This window comes from Devosia sp. (genome assembly GCF_036563435.1).
Taxonomy (GTDB): Bacteria; Pseudomonadota; Alphaproteobacteria; order Rhizobiales; family Devosiaceae; genus Devosia.
This window is the reverse complement of sequence record NZ_DATCMJ010000001.1, coordinates 53217-71828: the sequence shown is the minus strand read 5'-3', so window position 1 is coordinate 71828 and position 18612 is coordinate 53217. Positions and strand designations below refer to the sequence as shown.

General features: G+C 63.0%; 20 protein-coding genes and 1 tRNA gene. 15 read left to right on the top strand and 6 right to left on the bottom strand.

The annotated features are described in order from the left end of the window. Positions 1-62: 62 nt before the first annotated feature. Complete coding sequence (locus tag VIL88_RS00295; RefSeq protein WP_331984742.1) at positions 63-983, top strand: hypothetical protein; 921 nt, start codon at positions 63-65, stop codon at positions 981-983. Here VIL88_RS00295 and VIL88_RS00290 read toward each other — a convergent pair. Then, positions 980-1192 carry a hypothetical protein gene (locus VIL88_RS00290; protein ID WP_331984740.1) on the bottom strand — a complete coding sequence of 71 codons (213 nt, stop codon included), beginning with the start codon at positions 1190-1192 and terminating at the stop codon, positions 980-982. The two genes, VIL88_RS00295 and VIL88_RS00290, sit on opposite strands and share 4 nt — an antisense overlap. Positions 1193-1300: 108 nt before the next feature. Next, complete coding sequence (locus VIL88_RS00285; protein WP_331984738.1) at positions 1301-1768, bottom strand: AAC(3)-I family aminoglycoside N-acetyltransferase; 468 nt, start codon at positions 1766-1768, stop codon at positions 1301-1303. Between the two features lie 190 nt (positions 1769-1958). Here VIL88_RS00285 and VIL88_RS00280 point away from each other — a divergent pair, with 190 nt between their 5' ends. The 7 genes from VIL88_RS00280 (at position 1959) to VIL88_RS00250 (ending at position 7545) form a co-directional block, all read left to right on the top strand. Then, entirely contained in the window at positions 1959-2624 is a 666-nt protein-coding gene (locus VIL88_RS00280) for a TetR/AcrR family transcriptional regulator (protein ID WP_414650092.1), read from the top strand. Positions 2625-2648: 24 nt separating this feature from the next. Next, a complete protein-coding gene (gene ilvC / locus VIL88_RS00275; protein WP_331984736.1) occupies positions 2649-3668 on the top strand; it encodes a ketol-acid reductoisomerase in 1020 nt (339 codons plus the stop codon). Positions 3669-3779: 111 nt separating this feature from the next. Then, positions 3780-4250 (top strand): GFA family protein, encoded by a 471-nt coding sequence (locus VIL88_RS00270; RefSeq protein ID WP_331984734.1) that lies wholly within the window; start codon positions 3780-3782, stop codon positions 4248-4250. Continuing rightward, positions 4247-4744 (top strand): heme-degrading domain-containing protein, encoded by a 498-nt coding sequence (locus VIL88_RS00265; RefSeq protein ID WP_331984732.1) that lies wholly within the window; start codon positions 4247-4249, stop codon positions 4742-4744. The genes VIL88_RS00270 and VIL88_RS00265 overlap by 4 nt, the downstream gene beginning before the upstream one ends. Beyond that, positions 4741-5640, top strand: coding sequence for a PhzF family phenazine biosynthesis protein (locus VIL88_RS00260; RefSeq protein WP_331984730.1), 900 nt, complete (start codon positions 4741-4743; stop codon positions 5638-5640). The genes VIL88_RS00265 and VIL88_RS00260 overlap by 4 nt, the downstream gene beginning before the upstream one ends. Positions 5641-5746: 106 nt before the next feature. After that, complete coding sequence (locus tag VIL88_RS00255; protein WP_331984728.1) at positions 5747-5872, top strand: hypothetical protein; 126 nt, start codon at positions 5747-5749, stop codon at positions 5870-5872. Positions 5873-5985: 113 nt separating this feature from the next. After that, the gene (locus tag VIL88_RS00250) at positions 5986-7545 is read left to right on the top strand and encodes a 2-isopropylmalate synthase (protein ID WP_331984726.1); all 1560 of its coding nucleotides are present in this window, start codon (positions 5986-5988) and stop codon (positions 7543-7545) included. A 34-nt stretch (positions 7546-7579) separates the two neighbouring features. On the opposite strand, the gene VIL88_RS00245 is transcribed toward VIL88_RS00250, so the two are convergent. Continuing rightward, positions 7580-8707 carry a pyridoxal phosphate-dependent aminotransferase gene (locus VIL88_RS00245; RefSeq protein ID WP_331984724.1) on the bottom strand — a complete coding sequence of 376 codons (1128 nt, stop codon included), beginning with the start codon at positions 8705-8707 and terminating at the stop codon, positions 7580-7582. Positions 8708-8942: 235 nt separating this feature from the next. Between VIL88_RS00245 and VIL88_RS00240 the strand changes: the two genes are divergently transcribed. Continuing rightward, complete coding sequence (locus VIL88_RS00240; RefSeq protein WP_331984722.1) at positions 8943-9143, top strand: hypothetical protein; 201 nt, start codon at positions 8943-8945, stop codon at positions 9141-9143. A gap of 3 nt (positions 9144-9146) precedes the next feature. On the opposite strand, the gene VIL88_RS00235 is transcribed toward VIL88_RS00240, so the two are convergent. Further along, positions 9147-9935 carry a mechanosensitive ion channel family protein gene (locus VIL88_RS00235; protein ID WP_331984720.1) on the bottom strand — a complete coding sequence of 263 codons (789 nt, stop codon included), beginning with the start codon at positions 9933-9935 and terminating at the stop codon, positions 9147-9149. A gap of 72 nt (positions 9936-10007) precedes the next feature. Further along, positions 10008-10859 (bottom strand): mechanosensitive ion channel family protein, encoded by an 852-nt coding sequence (locus tag VIL88_RS00230; RefSeq protein ID WP_331984718.1) that lies wholly within the window; start codon positions 10857-10859, stop codon positions 10008-10010. 131 nt (positions 10860-10990) lie between these two features. Between VIL88_RS00230 and VIL88_RS00225 the strand changes: the two genes are divergently transcribed. From VIL88_RS00225 to VIL88_RS00210, 4 genes are all read left to right on the top strand, one after another. After that, a tRNA-Lys gene (locus VIL88_RS00225) sits at positions 10991-11066 on the top strand. Between the two features lie 217 nt (positions 11067-11283). After that, positions 11284-11982 (top strand): YjbE family putative metal transport protein, encoded by a 699-nt coding sequence (locus VIL88_RS00220; RefSeq protein ID WP_331984716.1) that lies wholly within the window; start codon positions 11284-11286, stop codon positions 11980-11982. 109 nt (positions 11983-12091) lie between these two features. Continuing rightward, the gene (locus tag VIL88_RS00215; protein WP_331984714.1) at positions 12092-13270 is read left to right on the top strand and encodes a GNAT family N-acetyltransferase; all 1179 of its coding nucleotides are present in this window, start codon (positions 12092-12094) and stop codon (positions 13268-13270) included. Beyond that, positions 13267-14592, top strand: coding sequence for a lipopolysaccharide biosynthesis protein (locus tag VIL88_RS00210; protein WP_331984712.1), 1326 nt, complete (start codon positions 13267-13269; stop codon positions 14590-14592). Before VIL88_RS00215 ends, VIL88_RS00210 begins: the two co-directional genes overlap by 4 nt. Before the next feature lie 2 nt (positions 14593-14594). Here the strand turns inward: VIL88_RS00210 and VIL88_RS00205 are convergent, their stop codons facing one another. Then, positions 14595-15203, bottom strand: a complete 609-nt coding sequence (locus VIL88_RS00205; RefSeq protein ID WP_331984710.1) for a GNAT family N-acetyltransferase — start codon at positions 15201-15203, stop codon at positions 14595-14597. A 192-nt stretch (positions 15204-15395) separates the two neighbouring features. Between VIL88_RS00205 and acs the strand changes: the two genes are divergently transcribed. Next, positions 15396-17342, top strand: coding sequence for an acetate--CoA ligase (gene acs, locus VIL88_RS00200; RefSeq protein WP_331984708.1), 1947 nt, complete (start codon positions 15396-15398; stop codon positions 17340-17342). Between the two features lie 141 nt (positions 17343-17483). Then, on the top strand, positions 17484-18569 hold the full coding sequence (locus VIL88_RS00195; RefSeq protein WP_331984706.1) for a glycoside hydrolase family 3 N-terminal domain-containing protein: 1086 nt from the start codon (positions 17484-17486) through the stop codon (positions 18567-18569). The last annotated feature ends 43 nt before the right edge of the window (positions 18570-18612 follow it).

Genomic DNA, 18612 nt, shown 5'->3' with positions numbered 1-18612 from the left:
CGGTGCCGCTCTTTCCTGTTGAACGCCGGCCGGATAGGTATGGCGCAATAAAAGGAGCGCACATGAAGATCACGCTGGACCTCGACGCGCTCCTCGCCGATGGCAAGCTGACACCCGCCGAGGCCGAACGGCTCAAGACCTATGCGGCGGCCGATACGGGACAGCTGGGCATCAATGTCCTCCTGGCACTGGGCGCCGCGGCAGTGGCGGTGGGGGTAGGGGTGCTGCTGCCAAGCGTTGAGACCGCGGCGCTGCTGGGCGGCTTGCTCTTCGCCGCGGGCTTTGCCCTGCGGCTCGGCAGGGTGAGCCGGTGGTCGCTCTTTGCCCAGATCATCATGGTGATCGGCGCCCTGGCCTTGGTGGGTAGCCTCTTCCTCCTCCATGGCGAGCATCTATGGGTACGCTCCGCGCTGACGCTCGGACTGGCGGTGGCTGGTGTCGCGGCTACGTCCGGCCTTCTGGTCTCACTGTCCGTCCTTGCCTTCGGCGCTACGATCACTCTCGGCGGTGAACTGTTGTCGTCCGTGAGCTACCTCAGTGTCGCCATCGGCGCCCTGTCCCTGCTGACCCTGGTCCTCTATCCTGTGTCGCTCCGGCTGCCACCGGCTCAGGAGCGGCTGGCGGTGATTGCCATGCGCACCGCCATCCTCCTCATCAATGTCGCCTTCTTTGCAGGCACCATCGTCGGCGACGAGGTGCTGGGTTGGTCCGGCCTTGCTTTTGCCATTACCTGGGCCCTGGCCCTGCTGGCATTCGGCGCCTGGGCGCTCTTTGCCAACCGGCGTTGGGTGGTCAATACCGTTGCCGTCTTTGGTGCGGTTCACTTCTTCACTCAGTGGTTCATGGCACTGGGCGCCCAGCCGTTTTCCATCCTGGGCGGTGGACTGCTGCTGATCGCCTTCGGCCTTGTCCTCGCCCGCTTCAATCGCTGGGCGGGCATCCGCAAAGGCGCGGGGCCGGCCGGAAGGACGCCTGACGCCTAGTTGGACCCGCCCAATTCGCGCTGCCGCTTCAGGAAGGTAATGGCGCTGGTGAAACGGTCATGCAGCCGGCCGAAACGCGCAAGCGTGTCCTTGGCCGTGCCCGCTGAGGACAATTCGGCGTGCATGTCCTTGAAGGCAACTTCCATGTCTTCGGCTTCGGCGAGCAGTTGGTCGATCTGAGCCTGGGTGAGGCGAACGATGGTGGCCATGGTGCAATCCTCCTCTGCGAGTAAGCGCGGAGGCGGCTTCAGGTTGCCGAAAAGGCCCCCGAATTGATCCATGGTGATAGACCGTTGCCTATGATACAGGCCACAAGCTCAGCTGCCCGGTTTGGGCGGCACGGCGATATCGAAGTGCAGGACGTCCTCGCGCGTCCCCATGGACGTGTAGAGCGCGATGGCAGGATCATCCCCGTAGTCTGCCTGAACATAGACCACCCAACAGCCGCGCTCCGCCGCGATCCTGGTGAGTTCGGTGATGAGGGTCCGGGCAATGCCGCGGCGGCGGTGTGAGACCGCGACAGCGAGATCGTAGATGTAGATTTCGGACCGGGCCTGCTCGAACTTGTCCAGCTGATAGGCCGCGAGGCCACCTACCACCTCTGCGCCATCCATGGCCACCACCGCCAGAAAGTGGTCCTTGGCCAAGAGCGCCTCGAGGTAGATGTCTTCCGGGGGCTTGGAAGCATAGCTGTCCGGGTCTTCGAAGACGGTGCTGAACAGGGCATTCAGCTGCCGCATCGCCGTAACGTCGTTCCGGCCGAGCCGCTTGATTGTCAGCGTCATTCTTCCTCTCCCACAGCTGTATCTCCGCATCATGAGCTTGGCGCAGCCAGGATGGGGATGTCCACACCCCGGCAGTTCATCGCCATGCTTGACGGCATGAATCCGGAGAAACGGCGAACTTTGCGCTTGCTTCGAACCGTACCGTACGGTACGGCAAGACGAATTCTGCTGAAAGCGTTCGGCATCTGGCTTGGAGACAATCGCGGTGCCGGTGACCATCAAGGTCAATGAAGAGACGTTCACGCCGCGGCAGCAGGCCGTGCTGACGGCTGCACTCGATCTACTGGTGGAAAACGGCGACGGCTTGACCATGACGGCCGTTGCACGCCGCGCCTCCTGTTCCAAGGAAACGCTCTACAAGTGGTTCGGCGATCGCGATGGCCTTCTGACCGCGACCGTGCAGTGGCAGGCAGCCAAGGTGCGTATGCCGGTGGTTGATCGCTCGCACCTCAATGCCAAGGCCTTGCGCCTCAGCATCGAGCAGTTCGCGCGGGACCTGCTCACCGTGATCGTGGGCGAAGTGTCGGTGACCCTCAACCGCACCGCCGTGACCCATGCTGCCCAGGAAAAGGATAGCCTGGGCACCATCGTGCTGGAAAACGGTCCGCTCGCCATCCGCCGCCGCCTCAAGCCCATTCTCGAAGCGGGCAGGGACGCAAGGCTGTTGCGCTTCGACTCGAGCGAGGACGCCTACCGGACCTTCTTCGGTCTGGTCGTTCGCGACGTCCAGATCCGCCTGCTGCTGGGCGACAAGTCGCTGACCCAGTCCAATGTGGAAGCCAATATCGAAGCCGACGTCAAGGCTGCGACAGACCAGTTCTTTGCCCTTTATGGGGCGAAAGCCAACAACCCATAACACTGCATTTCAAGGGAGAAACCCATGCGCGTTTATTACGATCGGGATGCCGATCTCAACATCATCAAGGCCAAGAAGGTCGCCATCGTTGGCTATGGCTCGCAGGGCCACGCCCATGTGCTGAACCTGCGTGATTCTGGCGTCACCGACGTCGTCGTCGCCCTGCGCCCGGGTTCGCCGTCGGCCAAGAAGGCCGAGGGCGAGGGCCTGCGCGTGATGTCCGTGGCTGATGCGTCTGCCTGGGCCGACGTTATCATGATGCTGACACCTGATGAGCTTCAGGCTGACATCTACAAGCAGCATATCGAACCCAACATCCGCGACGGCGCCGCCCTGGCTTTCGCCCACGGCCTCAACGTCCACTTCAACCTCATTGAGCCCAAGTCCACCGTCGACGTGATCATGATCGCCCCCAAGGGCCCCGGTCACACCGTGCGCGGCGAATACCAGAAGGGTGGCGGCGTGCCGTGCCTGATCGCCGTGCACCAGGATGCCTCGGGCAATGCCCATGACATCGCTCTCGCCTATGCGTCGGGCGTCGGCGGCGGGCGTTCGGGCATCATCGAAACCAACTTCCGCGAGGAATGCGAAACCGACCTCTTCGGTGAGCAGGCCGTGCTGTGCGGTGGCTTGGTCGAGCTGATCCGCGCCGGCTTCGAAACGCTGGTGGAAGCCGGCTACGCACCGGAAATGGCCTATTTCGAGTGCCTCCATGAAGTGAAGCTGATCGTCGACCTGATCTACCAGGGCGGCATCGCCAACATGAACTACTCGATCTCCAACACCGCCGAATGGGGCGAATACGTCACCGGTCCGCGCATCATTACCTCGGAAACCAAGGCCGAGATGAAGCGCGTGCTGCATGACATCCAGTCGGGCAAGTTCACCGCCGAATGGATGCAGGAAATCAAGGCCGGCGGTTCGCGCTTCAAGGCCACCCGCCGCCTTGCCGACGAGCACCAGATCGAGGAGGTCGGCACCAAGCTGCGCGACATGATGCCCTGGATCAAGGCCGGCGCGCTGGTCGACAAGGCCAAGAACTAAGCTTTGCGACGGGGGCTTCGGCCCCCGTTTTCTTTTGCGTCAGTGCGTGGTGCGGCTTGTCTTCGAATCGTTCCTGAGCTGGTCTAGAACCGTTGTGACATGGGGATTGAAATGGCGCTGCCGAAGTTTCCAGTGGAGGGTGGATGCGTTTGCGGGCAGGTGCGCTATCGCCTCAAGGCCTTGCCCCTCAGCGTCTATAACTGCCATTGCAAGGACTGCCAGCGCTTCTCCGGCGCGGCGTGGTCCATGTCCATGATCGTGCGCGACGAGGATTTCGAGCTTCTGTCGGGGCAGCTCGAGCAATACCGCCGCACTGCCGATAGCGGCAATATCATCACCATGAACTTTTGCGCCAACTGCCATGGCTGGATTTGGAACGACCCGCCGACTCCGGGCATCAAGGTCGCTCGCGCCGGCACGCTGGACGACATGCACTGGGCCAGGCCTGTCGGCAACATCTGGGTCGACAGCAAGGCCGAATGGGCCGACATCGATCCAGGGCTCGTCAATTTCGGCAAGGGCATTGCCGACCGGACGCCGCTTTTCGACGCCTGGACCAGGGCGCAGGGGACACGATCATGAGCACAGAGGCCGACATCGCACGCGTCAAACGGCAGGAACTGGAGCTGGTCCTGCCGGCCTTCGACGAAGCCGTGGCCTATCAGATCGGCTCCGCCATCCGCAGCCGCGCGGCCGATGAAGGCCTTTCGCTGGTGGTCGATCTGCGGACCTGGGACCGGCAGATGTTCTTTGCCGCCACCGCTGGCACGTCCGCGGACAATGCCGAATGGGTGCGGCGCAAGATCAACACGGTCCGCCGTTTTCAGCGGGCGAGCTATCGCATGGTGCTGGAACGCGGCGAAGTGCCGTTCTCGCCGCAATCGGGCATCGACATGGCCGACTATGTGATTGCCGGAGGCGGCTTTCCGCTCCGGATCAAGGGCGCAGGGATAATCGGCTGCCTCACCATTTCCGGCCTGCCGGGACGGGACGATCATGGCGTTGCGGTAGACGCGCTGGTGGATCACCTGGGTCTTGAACGCGCTGAATACGCTCTGCCCAAGGTGCAGTCATGAAACTCGATTACCTCCTCCTCGACGTCTTCACCCGTGAGCCGCTCAAGGGCAACCAGCTGGCTGTCGTCTGCAAGGCGGATGGGCTTCTTGACGGGGAGATGCAGGCCATCGCCCGCGAGTTCAACCTCAGCGAAACCATCTTCATCTCCAAGCCTCAAGGAGAGCGGAACACGGCCTCCGTGCGCATCTTCACGCCAGGCGTAGAGCTGCCCTTTGCCGGCCATCCCACGGTGGGTGCCGCAGTGGTGCTGGGCCTGCAGAACAAGGTCACGGCCGTCCGCATCGAGGAAAGGATTGGGCTGATCACCGCACTCTTCGAGCGCAACGACAAGCGCTCCGGCGAAGCACGCTTTTCACTGCCGCAGTTGCCGGTGCGCATCGCCTCCCTGGACGATCGGGCTGCCATTGCCCTAGCGCTGGGGATCGAGCGCGAGGAGATCGGCTGCGGTTCCTATCAGCCTGCCGTGTTCAGTGCCGGGGTCGACTTTCACCTCGTGCCGGTCCGCGACGCGGGCGTGCTGACGCGCATCAACCTCAACATGGGACAGTGGAACAAGACGTTCCCGCATGGCCACAACTCGGTCTATGTGTTCACCGAGACGCCGCAGGAAAGCGGCAACGATCTCGCAGCGCGGATGTTTGCGCCAGGTATGGGCCTGGTGGAAGATCCCGGCACGGGTGCCGCCGCCGCCGCGCTGATCGGTCTCCTCTCCGAGCACGCCGACCTCGGCACCGGGCAGCTCGATCTTACCCTTCGCCAAGGCCATGAAATGGGCCGCCCCTGCCGCATCACGCTCCAGCTGCGCAAGGAAAATGACGTGCTGATCCATGGCGGGATCGGCGGACACGCCGTCATCGTCGCGGAGGGCACGCTTGATCTCGGTAACCACGCTTGAAGGAAGAGGCGAACTTTTCCGCCTGAAGCTACCGAGTTTTTGCGGATCAGACTTGAACCGCATCGCGCTTTGAAGCATTGTCGATACAACACACGGGACTAAACGCATGCAGCGCAAGCGCGCCATTGCCATTGCAATTTCCAAGACGCAGGAGCGCAACCGCGCTCTTGTGCTGGCTGCTGGCTTGCTGCTCCTTCCCGCGGCCCTGCTTCTCCTTCTTATCAGCCCCTGATCACCGGCAGCTCGGATTAGCGAGCGGGTCGTCAGGGGATTATGCCACAGCCGAACAGTGAAATGTCCGGCCTGCAGAGCCACGACTCTGGGCCGCTCGATAGGAACAGCTTGATGTCCGCCACCGCCGATACCAACAAAGACCGCGTCTTTATTTTCGACACTACCCTGCGCGATGGCGAGCAATCGCCCGGCGCCACCATGACGCTGGAGGAAAAGCTCCAGGTTGCCGAGACGCTGGACGAAATGGGCGTCGACATCATCGAAGCCGGTTTCCCCATTGCCTCCAACGGCGACTTCGAGGCCGTCGTTGCCGTCGCCAAGCAGGTGAAGCGGGCAACGGTGGCAGGGCTGGCGCGCGCCATCACCGCCGATATCGACCGGGCAGGCGAGGCCGTGCGCCATGCCCAGCGCGGGCGTATCCACACCTTCGTTTCCACCTCGCCGATCCATCTGGCGCACCAGATGAAGAAGACCGAGGACGAGGTCATCGAGATCATCGCGCGCACCGTCGCGCAGGCTCGTAACCTGATCGACGATGTGGAATGGTCAGCAATGGATGCGACCCGCACGCCCATCGAGTTTCTCAAGCGCTGTGTCGAGACGGCGATCAAGGCGGGTGCAACCACGATCAACCTGCCCGATACCGTGGGCTATGCCGTGCCGGACGAGCACGAGAAGATGTTCCGCGACATCATCACCATGGTGCCCGGCGCCGACAAGGCGATCTTCTCGGCCCATTGCCACAACGACCTGGGTCTGGCTGTCGCCAATTCGCTCGCGGCTGTGCGCGGCGGTGCCCGCCAGGTGGAATGCACTATCAACGGCCTGGGCGAGCGGGCGGGCAATGCTGCGCTCGAGGAAATCGTCATGGCGCTGCGGACCCGCGGCGACGCGATGCCCTACCATACCGAAATCGAAACCACGCATCTGGCGCGCGCCAGCAAGGTCGTCTCGGCGGCGGCCAATTTCCCGGTGCAGTACAACAAGGCCATCGTGGGCAAGAATGCCTTCGCCCATGAAAGCGGCATCCACCAGGACGGCATGCTCAAGAATGCCGAAACCTACGAGATCATGACGCCGGCCAGCGTCGGCATTAAGGAAACCACCCTCGTGATGGGCAAGCATTCGGGCCGCGCCGCCTTCAAGGACAAGCTGCGCGAACTCGGCTACGAGCTGGGCGACAATGCATTCCAGGAAGCTTTCGTGCGCTTCAAGGACCTGGCCGACCGCAAGAAGCATGTCTACGACGCCGATATCGTGGCGCTGGTGGACGACGAAGTGGGTTCTGTGGGCGACCGGATCAAGCTTGTCGACATGGAAGTCGTCAGCAAGACCGGCGGCACCCACAAGTGCACCATGACCCTTTCGATCGATGGCGAGGAATCGGCGGTGACCTTCGAGGGCACGGGCTCGGTTGACGCCATCTTCAACGCCATCAAGCAGGGCGTGGGGCAGCAGCCGCACCTCGTGCTCTACGCTGTCGATGGCGTGACCGGGGGCACCGACGCGCAGGCTTCGGCGCATGTCCGCCTCGAGATGAACGGCCGGATCGTTTCAGGCAACGCAGCCGAACCCGATACGCTGGTCGCTTCGGCGCGCGCCTATCTCAACGCCTATAACCGCCTGCTGATCGACCGCGGGACGGCGGCGCAGGGCGCTATGGCTGGCTAGGGCGGATAGCAAGGCGGTTCGGCAACGGACCGCCTTATCGGCTCTGCCGCAGTTCCTCGAGCACTTCACTAAGCGCCTCGTCCAGCAGCTCCCGATCCTCTTCAGTGCCGGCGCTGATGCGGATGCAGCGGTTAAGCCGGTCTACGCTCGGCATGCGAATAAAGACGCCCCGTCGGGCCAGTCCGTCTACGATGGCGCGGGCGTGATTTCCATCCCGGCCGCAGTCGACCGCCACGAAGTTCGTGGCCGAGGGCAGGGGAACAAGACCGTGGCGGCGGACGATCTCGCCGGTCGCGGCCAGCGACTGCCGGACGGCGGCGATCGACTGCTCGAGGAATTCCTGGTCTGCTAATGCAGCGATTGCGGCTGATTGCGCCACGTTGCTGATGCCGAAGTGATTGCGGATCCGATTAAAGGCGGAGACGCTTTGCGCCTCGCCGAATACGTAACCAACGCGGGTGCCTGCCAGGCCATAGGCCTTGGAGAATGTGCGCATGCGCAGGAGGTTGGGGCGGTCCACCTCAAGTGGCGGCAAAGTGCCGGGCGGGGCGAACTCGCCATAGGCCTCGTCGAGCACGATCATGGTCGTGGCCGGCACGGCCTCGATGAAGCGTTGCACCGCCTCGGCGTCCCACCAGCTCCCCATCGGATTGTCGGGATTGGCGAGGTAGACCATCGCCGCGGCGGTCTCCGCCGCAGCTTGAGCCAGGCTCTGGAGGTCCTCGCGGTCCTCCACATAGGGCACAGCATAAATGCGGGCGCCATAGCCGGACAGATGGTAGTTGAAGGTGGGGTAGCCGCCCAGCGACGTCACCACCGTGCTCCCCGGCGCCGCGTAGAGCCGCACCGCCATGCCCAGGATGGCATCGACGCCTTCGCCGGGCATAACATTGGCAAAGGGGATGCCGAGGTGATCGGCAATCGCCTGGCGCAGGTCGTGGTTTTCCGGGTCGCCATAGTGCCAGCTGTTCCGCGCCGCGCGTGCCATGGCCTCGATCACCGAAGGGGCAGGGCCGAAGGGATTCTCGTTGGCGCCGATTCTCGCCCGAAGCGGAATGCCGCTGCGGCGGGCAATGGCTTCGGGCCCGACAAAGGGCACGGTTTCGGCCAGATTGGCGGTGAGTGGCGACAGCGGCGGGCGGGGCAAAGGATCAACTCGCATGGTGGGGTGATCCTATCGGCAACAGCCGGTCACCCGCCAGATCATAGTCGCGGAGGTTATGCACAGTTCACCGCCGAGGGTGGCGAGCTCAAAGCCCCGTGGGGCGGGGCTGTCGGCGGAACAAGCTTACTCGATTGCATTTGCATCAAATGCGGCGCAGCCCGGCAAGGTCGGAGAAAGCATGGGAGCGCACCTTCCGCTCAGTCTTTCATCATCAACAAACGGAGTCGGTACCATGCTGCCCACCTATATTCTTGCGCGTGATCACCTGCAGCGGGCCGTCACAATCCTGCAGGGTGCCGACAGCCGCACCCGGCAGTTGCGTTATATAATCGAGCGGACGATCACTCTGATGGACGAGACGCGCAGAGACTCGCCGCCGCCTCCACCGGCCAGCAATGTGCTGGACTTCGCTGCCTTCCGCGATCGCCTCTAGGACTCAAGCAGTCGCCGGGGGAGCAAATCCCCCGGCGTCATCGATCACGGCGCGCAGCCTTTCCTGCACATCCGAACGGGCTTCCAGCCACTCGTGGCTGCGAACCCGGACCCTGGCGACGAGGGCAAGCGTCGAATCACCCAACGCATCCACCAGCACTTCCGGCTCGGCGCTGGGAGACAGAAAAGGCGACTGTAGCCCCTGCTTGATGGCCGACCGCACCCAGGCGAGATCGGCATTGCGCGGTACGTTGAATTTCATCTCCAGCAGGCGGGACGGCTCGCGGGTGTAGTTGATGATTCGCGCATTGGAGAGCTTGGAGTTCGGCGCGAAGAGGAATACGCCCTCATGCGTGCGGAGGAGGGTGGCAAACAGCCCCACCTCCACAACCGTTCCGACCGTCCCCTCGGCATCGATGCTGTCGCCCACGTTGAAGGGGCGCAGGAAGAGCAGCATGATGCCGGCGGCAATGTTGGAGAGCGTGCCCTGGAGGGCCAGGGCGACAGCCAGTCCGGCGGCGCCAAGCACGGCGAGGATGGAGGCAGTTTCGACGCCGAATTGTCCCAGCACCACGATAATGGTCACGAATAAAATGGCATATTGCACCACTTGCCCCACAAGCGGGCCGACCGTCACGTCGCGCTTCAACCGCTGCGAGAGGAGCGTTGCGACGTAGCGCGACACGAACTTCGCAAGAAACCAGCCTGCCACCAGCACAAGAATGGCAATCAGCAGCGACCAGAGATTGGTGATGATCCAGGCGGTGGAAATGCCAAGAAAGGCGTCGTTCATGTGAAGGCTCCAGAGGGTTTCTCCTCACCCAAAAGAGCGGCTTGGGGAAAAGTTGCCTGCTCCGGGCGCAGATCAGGTACCCGCCTGCGTCTCCGGGCTCGGATTGGCCGGGTCGGGAATGACGGTGATGCCCGACTTGTCTTCCTTGCTTCCGAACAATTCCCGGTTGAGAGCGATTTTGGCCTGTTCGGTCAGCGCATAAAGCGTTGGCAGATAGTCGGGCGTGGCCACCCAGGCCCGCAGCTGCATGTTCACCGCAGCGCCGGAAAAGCTGTCCACATGCACATTGGGTGCCGGATCGGACAGCACCCTTCGGTCCTCCCCGGCAATGCGCAGCAGGATCTTGCGCGTCTTGGCGATGTCGATGGTGTCAGGAATGCTGACATTGACGTCGATGCGGCGCTGCGGGTCGCGGCTGTGATTGGTGATGGCAGAGGCCCAGAGCTTCTGGTTGGGCGTGAAGATATAAAGCCCGCTCGATGAGCGGAGCCTTGTGCCAAACAGCCCGATCTCAACGACAACCCCAGCCACGCCGTCACCCTGGATGAATTCGCCGATGGCGATCGGCCGGAGCCAGATCAGCATGATGCCAGCCGCGATGTTGGCAAGCGTGTTCTGCAACGCCAAGGCGACTGCCAGGCCGGCCGCACCGAGTACCGTCAGGATTGAATTGCTGGCTACGCCAAGCAGGTTGAGCGCCGTGACCAGGGCAAAGATAAGAATGCCGTAGCGCGCTGCTTGTGACAGGAGCGGCGCGAAGTTCTTGTCGACGCCGTAAGCAAGGGGGAGGAACTGGCGGATCGCCCGGGACGCGGCACGGGCGACATACCAACCCGCCACCAGTACCGCGATGGCGGCGAGAAGCGTCAGGGCGTTGGAGCTCAGCCAGAGCGCTGGAATCATCAGGACTTCAGTGACGGTCATCGTGCCCTTTTACCATGCGAATATGCCTGCTCGCCTTGTAGCAAACACAGGATGTGAGGAAAGTGTCATGAAGCTGTAGACAGGCAGGGAACCCTTCGCTATAGAGGCGCCACTTTGGAAGCCCAAGCACTGGGCGAGTAGCTCAGCTGGTAGAGCAGACGACTCTTAATCGTCGGGTCCACGGTTCGAATCCGTGCTCGCCCACCAAAGTCTCCCCTGCAGTGATTGCAATATTGCACCGGTCGGTGGCGCGATTTCGCGTCTGCGCGGCGGGGCCAACAATCTGTCACCAACCTGTCGCCACGCAGGAAAGCGCCAGTTTTCCCGCTTTTTGTACCGCCGAAGGCCCTGAGTGCTTCCCACCGGGGTGGGGGTGGCGTATAGCCCCTGCGACATTTCGTTAGCTTCTCCCCAAGGTTTCCTCATGTTCGGCATCGATCCGAGTTTCATCAGCTCGCTGGTTCAGGTCATCCTCATCGACCTCGTCCTGGCGGGCGACAATGCCGTGGTGATCGGCCTTGCTGCTGCCGGTCTCGCCAGCGACGTGCGCCGCAAGGCGATCCTGATCGGCATCCTGGCCGCCACGGTGCTGCGCATCTTCTTTGCGCTGATCACCACGCAGCTGCTGGCGCTGGGCGGCGGCCTTCTGATCGCGGGCGGCATCCTGCTGCTCTATGTCTGCTGGAAGATGTATCGCGAGCTGACCACCAGCCACGATGAGGAGCACGAGGCGCAGGAAGCGCTCGAGAACACCGATACCAATGCCGACGGCACGGTGGCCGGCAAGGCGCCCAAGAAGACCCTGCGCCAGGCCGTTATCCAGATCATCATCGCCGACGTGTCCATGTCGCTCGACAACGTCCTGGCCGTTGCCGGTGCGGCTGCGCACCACTTCGAGGCACTGATCATCGGCCTTGGCCTCTCTGTGGTGATGATGGGCGTGGCTGCGACCTTTATTGCCGGCCTCCTGCACAAGCATCGCTGGATTGCCTGGGTCGGTCTCCTGATCATCCTGCTGGTTGCGGTGCGCATGACGCTTGAAGGCGTCGGTGCCTTCGTCACCCTGCCGGAAATCCCGCTGCTCTACTCGCCACATGCCCCTGCTGCAGCGGCAGCCCATTAGCCTTTGGTAACCACAGGTCCTAAATGGCGGCATTTGGCGTCGCCAGATAGGAATTTGATCATCTAAGCGCCTTAGCTTCCGCTCGAGTTATACCGAGCGGAAGTTTTTTATGTCCTTCCTTGCCGATCGCGTCGTTGCCGGCACGACCAGCGCGCCCACCGTCCGGGCCGCGGGCGCGATTGGTCTCCGGCTCGAAACCCAGCTGGTCTCTGGTGCCGAATGGGACCAGACCATCGCCAGCTTCGACGAAGTCTGCCAGGAGCAGATGCACGCCTTTGCCTCTATCCGCTGGCCTGGCGTGGCGCAGGAACCGCTGGTCTTCCTCCGCGACGATGAGGTGGTGGGCGGTGCGCTGGTGATGGTACAAAGCCTGCCGCTGCGCCTGGGCAAGATCGCTGTCACCAAATGGGCGCCGATGCTGAAAGACGCGGCGCACCGTGACGCGGCAGCGATCCGCGCCGGCATGGTCGAGGCCATGGTCGCCGAATATGCCGATCGCCGCCGATTGATGCTGTCGATCCTGCCGCGGGCGTCGATTACCGAGGTGAACCAGGAGTACGGACACCTGATCGCGCGCGGCTTCCGCCGCGGCTCCGTTCTGGGCTTCCCCAACCGCTACATCGTCAATCTGCGCCTCTCGGATGCTGAGCAACGCAAGAGCTTCAGCCAGACCTGGCGCCGCCAACTCAACAAGGCGGAAAAGGCCGGGCTCAGCTTCGAATATGCTGGGGCGGAGCGCGTAGGTGATTTCGAGACGCTCTATAATGCGATGACGGATCGGAAGCAGTTCTCAGATCATTCGGCCTATGAAACCGTGCCGGCACTGATGCAGATCGAGGTGCCGGCGCTCCGGCCTGAACTGTTCTTCGTGCGCCACGACGGCGAACTAGTCGCAGGCGCGCTGATTTTCAAGGCGGGCGGTCGGGCCGTTTATCTCTATGGTGCCACTAACGACAAGGCGCTGCCCTTGCGCGCCGGCTACTTCCTCCACTGGCACATCATTCGCTGGTTGCGCGACCACACGCAGGCGCAGTGGTATGATCTGGGCGGCACGGACGGGTTCCAGGGCCTGCATCAGTTCAAGAAGGGCATGGTGGGTGACGCCGGCGTCATTCGCCCGGTACCGCCCGTGGCCAATTACGCCAGCGGGCGGCTGGCCTATGCCGCCGGCGCTGGCGCTTTCTGGGCCCGCGACAGCGTCCACGCCCTTCAGCGTAAGGTCGATGGTTGGCGCAATCCGCTGACGCGGCCGACGCAGCAAAAAGACGACGCCGAGCCTGCGCCATGAGTCTGCAGCGGCGCCTGGCATCGCAGTCCACCATCATCTTTGGTGCACGGCTGGGCGGCGCCGGGCTCGTTTTCCTGACGCAGGCCCTGATTGCCCGCCTCTGGGGCCCGGATCTCCTGGGTGAATATCTGGTGGTGATCGCCACCGTGAACCTCGTCGCCGTCGTCATGCCGCTCGGCTTCCACACGGTCGGCACTTATTTCAGCGCCGAATATCGCGCGCGTGGCGAGCGCCGGCAGTTCATCGTCTTCCTCCTGCGCTGCTACGGCCATGTGGTGGGCACCCTGGTGGTGGCGCTGCTGCTTGGTCCCTTGCTGCTCGAAGCCATGGGGCAGGGCGCCAGCGTGCTCGCGCAGCATTTCGTGCCCGTGCTGCTGCTCGCCTTCGGCACGGCGCTGGTTTACGTCAACGGTGCGGTGCTGGTGGGGCTGAAGCGTCCATTCGCCGGTTTTTTCGCCGACACGATGTTCCGGCCGCTGATCGTGATCTCGGGCTTTCTCGTTGCCCTGACCATGCAGACGGCCGCAGAAGGATTTTCCCTGATGCTTTGGGCAGTGGCCCTCGGCTATGTCGGCATTGCCCTGGTGCATTTCGCCTTCGTCATCACCTCGATTCCCCGGCTGGCCGATACGCTGCCGCCCCGGCGGGACGAAGCTGCCCGCTGGTGGCGCTTTGCCTTGCCATGGGTACTGATCTCGCTGGCGACGGACTTCTTTTTCGATATCGACCTCCTATTGCTCAGCCACGCGCTGACCCGCGAGGAGCTGGCGATCTTCGGCGTCTGTACCCGCCTCTTCTCGTTGATCTCCTTCGGGGTGGCCGCTGTCTATGCGGTGACGGTCCCGGACATGTTTGAAAGCGAGGCCAACGCCGACCGGGAGGCGTTCAAACGCAAGGTGGGCGACGCCAACATGGTGGCAAGCGTCATTTCCGTGGCTCTCTTTGCCGCGACGATGCTCGTGGCGCCGCTGCTCCTGATGCTGTTCGGCCCGAGCTTTGCTGCAGGCGCCGGGCCGCTGGCCGTTCTGTGCCTGGCATTGGTGATCCGCTCGGCCATGGGCCCCGCGTCGCTGGTCCTTTCCATTCATGATCGCCCCTATGCCAGCCTGCCCTTTGTGGCACTTGGCATCGGAACGCTCGTGGTCTCCAACTGGCTGCTGGTGCCGGGGCTGGGCCTGATGGGGGCGGCGCTCTCGGCCATTATCGCCATTTCGGTATGGTCGGTAGGCCTGTGGTGGACCGCCCTGCGCACGGCCCACATGGATGTATCCATCATGCAGTGGTTTCGCCACCGGCGCGCCCTAACTGTGGCTGCAGAGTAGCGCTAGCGCGCTACCGCCAGCTTCACCATACGCCGCGCACGCTGTGCAATGCCCCAACTGGTGCCGTGATCATAGCCCGGCTCCACCTTGGTCAGTGTGCGTTCGTGCAGGAGGTAGTCCTCGCCGAACATGTGCTGTCGCAAGGTCGCGACCTGCACGAAACCGGCGCGCTGGATGATGGCCTGCGGGGCAGCATTGCCTGGCCGGGTATAGGTCGCAATCTTGTGGAAGCGGCCGTTGTCCCAATGTTCGACAAAGGCGCGCATCGCCGTCAGCGCCAGCCGAGAGTGACGGTGCTCGGGATAGATATAGGCCCAGTAGAGCCAGAGCGTACCCAGCTCCGGCCCCGAGAGCATGAAACCGGCCGGACCGCCGCCTTGCTCCATCACCATGACATGGTGCGGATCGGCGTCCAGAAGGCTGGCGAGATAGAGCTTGCTCAGTCGCGCCTTTTCATAGGTCTTGAACGGGGCCCTGTAATGGGGAGAGGAATCGATCGCTTCCTGCAGCCGCCCGTGCACCATGGCGATATCGGCGTAGCGCGCCGGCCGGAGCGGGCTGCTCGAGGCGGAAGCAGCTTCATGGCCCGAAATCTTCGCGGTGGCGCTCATGCGTGTCCCTTTTGCTGCTGACCCACCTTGTAGCACCTTGCCGATGCCGGCCGAAGGCTCGACCCGTCAGGCAGTTAATCGCGAGTAGCTCAACAGTTGCGGTAACTTGCGCGCCGGGCCCGAGGAGGAGCCCTTGCCCGATAGCCTCCCCATCTTTAGAACGGATGCCGGGAGAGACCAAGGGAGGATAGTATGAGCGAGCAGCTCGTATTCGAGCCAAGTGCGGCTGCGATCGCACGCACCCATGTGACCAAGGACCAGTACGACGCGCTCTACGCGCGCTCGGTCTCTGACCCAGATGGGTTTTGGGCCGAGCAGGCCAAGCGGCTCGAGTGGGTCCGCTTTCCCACCAGGATCAAGAACACCACGTTCCAGTACCCCGATGTCTCGATCAAATGGTTCGAGGATGGGGTGCTCAACGTTGCCGCCAACTGCATCGATCGGCATCTGCTTGACCATGGCGACGACATTGCCATCATCTGGGAGCCCGATGATCCCAATGGGCAGGCGGAGCATATCAGCTACCGCACCCTGCACGAAAAGGTCTGCCGCTGCGCCAATGTGCTGAAGTCGCTTGGTGTCCGCAAGGGCGACCGCGTGACCATCTACCTGCCCATGATCCCGCAGGCGGCCTATGCCATGCTGGCCTGCGCCCGGATCGGCGCCGTGCATTCGGTGGTCTTCGGCGGCTTCTCCCCCGATGCCCTGGCGGGCCGCATCAACGACTGCGACTCGGCTCTCGTGATCACCGCCGACGAAGGTCGCCGCGGTGGCAAGACCATCCCGCTCAAGGCCAATGTCGACAAGGCGCTCGATGACTGCCCCGGCGTCAGCAAGGTGCTCGTCGTCCACAATACCGGTGCCGACGTGCCGATGAAGGGCAGCCGCGACGTGTGGTGGCATGAAGCCGCCGCCGGCGTCGAGCCGTTCAACGATCCGGAGCCGATGAACGCCGAGGATCCGCTGTTCATCCTCTATACGTCGGGCTCAACCGGCAAGCCCAAGGGTGTGCTCCACACCCAGGGCGGCTACCTGACCTATGCCTCCCTGACCCATGAACTCAGCTTCGACTACAAGCGTGGCGAGATCTTCTGGTGCACGGCCGACGTGGGCTGGGTCACCGGCCACAGCTATATTGTCTATGGCCCTCTGGCCAATGGGGCGACCACGTTGATGTTCGAGGGCATCCCGACCTATCCCGATCCCAGCCGCTTCTGGCAGGTGGTGGAAAAGCACAAGGTCAACATCTTCCACACGGCACCCACGGCGATCCGCTCCCTGATGGGCGCGGGCAGCGAATATGCCGACAAGTACGAGATGCCGAGCCTCCGTCTCCTGGGCACGGTGGGCGAGCCGATCAATCCCGAGGCCTGGCTCTGGTACCACAAGCATGTGGGCAAGGAGCGCTGCGAGATCATCGACGCTTGGTGGCAGACGGAAACCGGCGGCCACATGATCGCACCGTTCCCCGGCGCCATTCCCACCAAACCAGGTTCGGCAACCAAGCCCTTCTTCGGCGTGCAGCCGGTGCTCCTTTCGCCGGAAGGGCGCCTCCAGGAGCAGACCAAGGGCGAGGGCGTCCTTGCCATCAAGGACAGCTGGCCGGGCCAGGCCCGCACCATCTGGGGCGATCATGGCCGCTTCGTCTCGACCTATTTCGAGACCTACAAGGGCTACTACTTCACTGGCGACGGCTGCCGCCGCGACGAGGACGGCTATTACTGGATCACCGGCCGTGTTGACGACGTACTCAACGTTTCCGGTCACCGCCTGGGCACGGCCGAGGTCGAGAGCGCGCTTGTGGCCCACCCCAAGGTTTCGGAGGCCGCCGTCGTGGGCTATCCGCACAACCTCAAGGGGCAGGGCATCTACTGCTATGTGACGCTGATGGCCGGGCAGAGCGGGGACGACGACCTCAAGAGCGAGCTCAAGAACTGGGTGCGCAAGGAAATCGGCCCCATCGCAACCCCTGACCTCATCCAGTGGTCGCCGGGCCTGCCCAAGACGCGGTCCGGCAAGATCATGCGCCGCATCCTGCGCAAGGTCGCCGAGAACGATTTCGGCTCCCTGGGCGATACCTCCACCCTGGCTGATCCTGCTGTGGTGACGGACCTGATCGAGAACCGGCAGAACCGCTGATGCATCCTAGGCCTACCGGCTGGAGCCGGTGGGCCATCCCGCTTTCGTGACCGATGCAGGTGAACGCTTTTTCTAACCGGTCATTGTTTCACCGGCTTTTGCCCGTCATCGTTGCCCGGTGATTCCTCTGCGGACCTGCATGTGAAACGTCATCTTCTCCTCGCCATATCGGCGCTCGCCCTGTCTTCCGTCGCTGCCCACGCGCAAACCATCGAACAGATGGCCGGGCAGATGATCGTCGTGGGCTTCCAGGGCGATGACGCCGCGGATGCCTCGGTCAAGACCCTCGCCGGCGAACTGGCCGAAGGTCGTCTCGGCGGCGTGATGTTTCTCAAGACCAACGTCAAGTCGCTGGACGCCGTCCGCGGCATGAACGAGGCCTTCCGGGCGGCATCGCCTGAACTCCTGCCCTTCATAACCGTCGATCAAGAAGGTGGCGCAGTTGAGCGACTGACCAAGGCCGTGGGCTTCAAGGAGATCCCCAACGCCGCGACCATAGCGAAGAACCACTCGCCCATCGTGGCCGAGGAAATCTATGGCGACATGGCCAAGGGAATTGCTGACCTCGGCTTCTCGGTCAATTTCGGTCCGGTGGCCGACGTCAATCTCAACGCAAACAATCAAGTCATTGCCCGCTTCGGCCGCGCCTTCGGGGACGAGGCGCAGACCGTGATCGCCTATGACGAGGCCTTCATCCGTGGTCACCATGCCGCCGGTTTGCTGACCGCGCTCAAGCATTTTCCCGGACATGGCTCGTCCACAGCGGACAGCCATGAGGGCTTTGTCGACATTACCCAGACATGGCAGGAGAGTGAACTCGATCCCTACCGTGAACTCATCGCGGAGGGCATCGTCGACATGGTGATGGTGGGGCACCTGTTCCATGCCAGCTATGCCGAGGAAGGGGCGCAGACGCCGGCTTCACTCTCCCCGCAGTGGATTACCGGCGTGCTGCGTGAAGATCTGGGCTTCGATGGCGTGGTGATCAGCGACGACCTCGAAATGGGTGCAATCCGCGATCACTTCACGCTTGAAGAGACCGTGGTCCAGGCGGTGCGCGCCGGCACCGATGTGCTGCTGTTCTCCAACACCGCGGACTACCGGGCGGGTCTCGGTCAGGAAGTCCTCGATATCCTCCTAGCAGAAGCTGAGGCGGATCCAGAATTTGCTGCCCGCATCGAGCAGAGCTACGGCCGTATCGTCGAGCTCAAGCAGCGCATTCGCTAGCCACGCGAGCTTTCCCCACCTTCTCTGCAGGGATGGTTCCCTC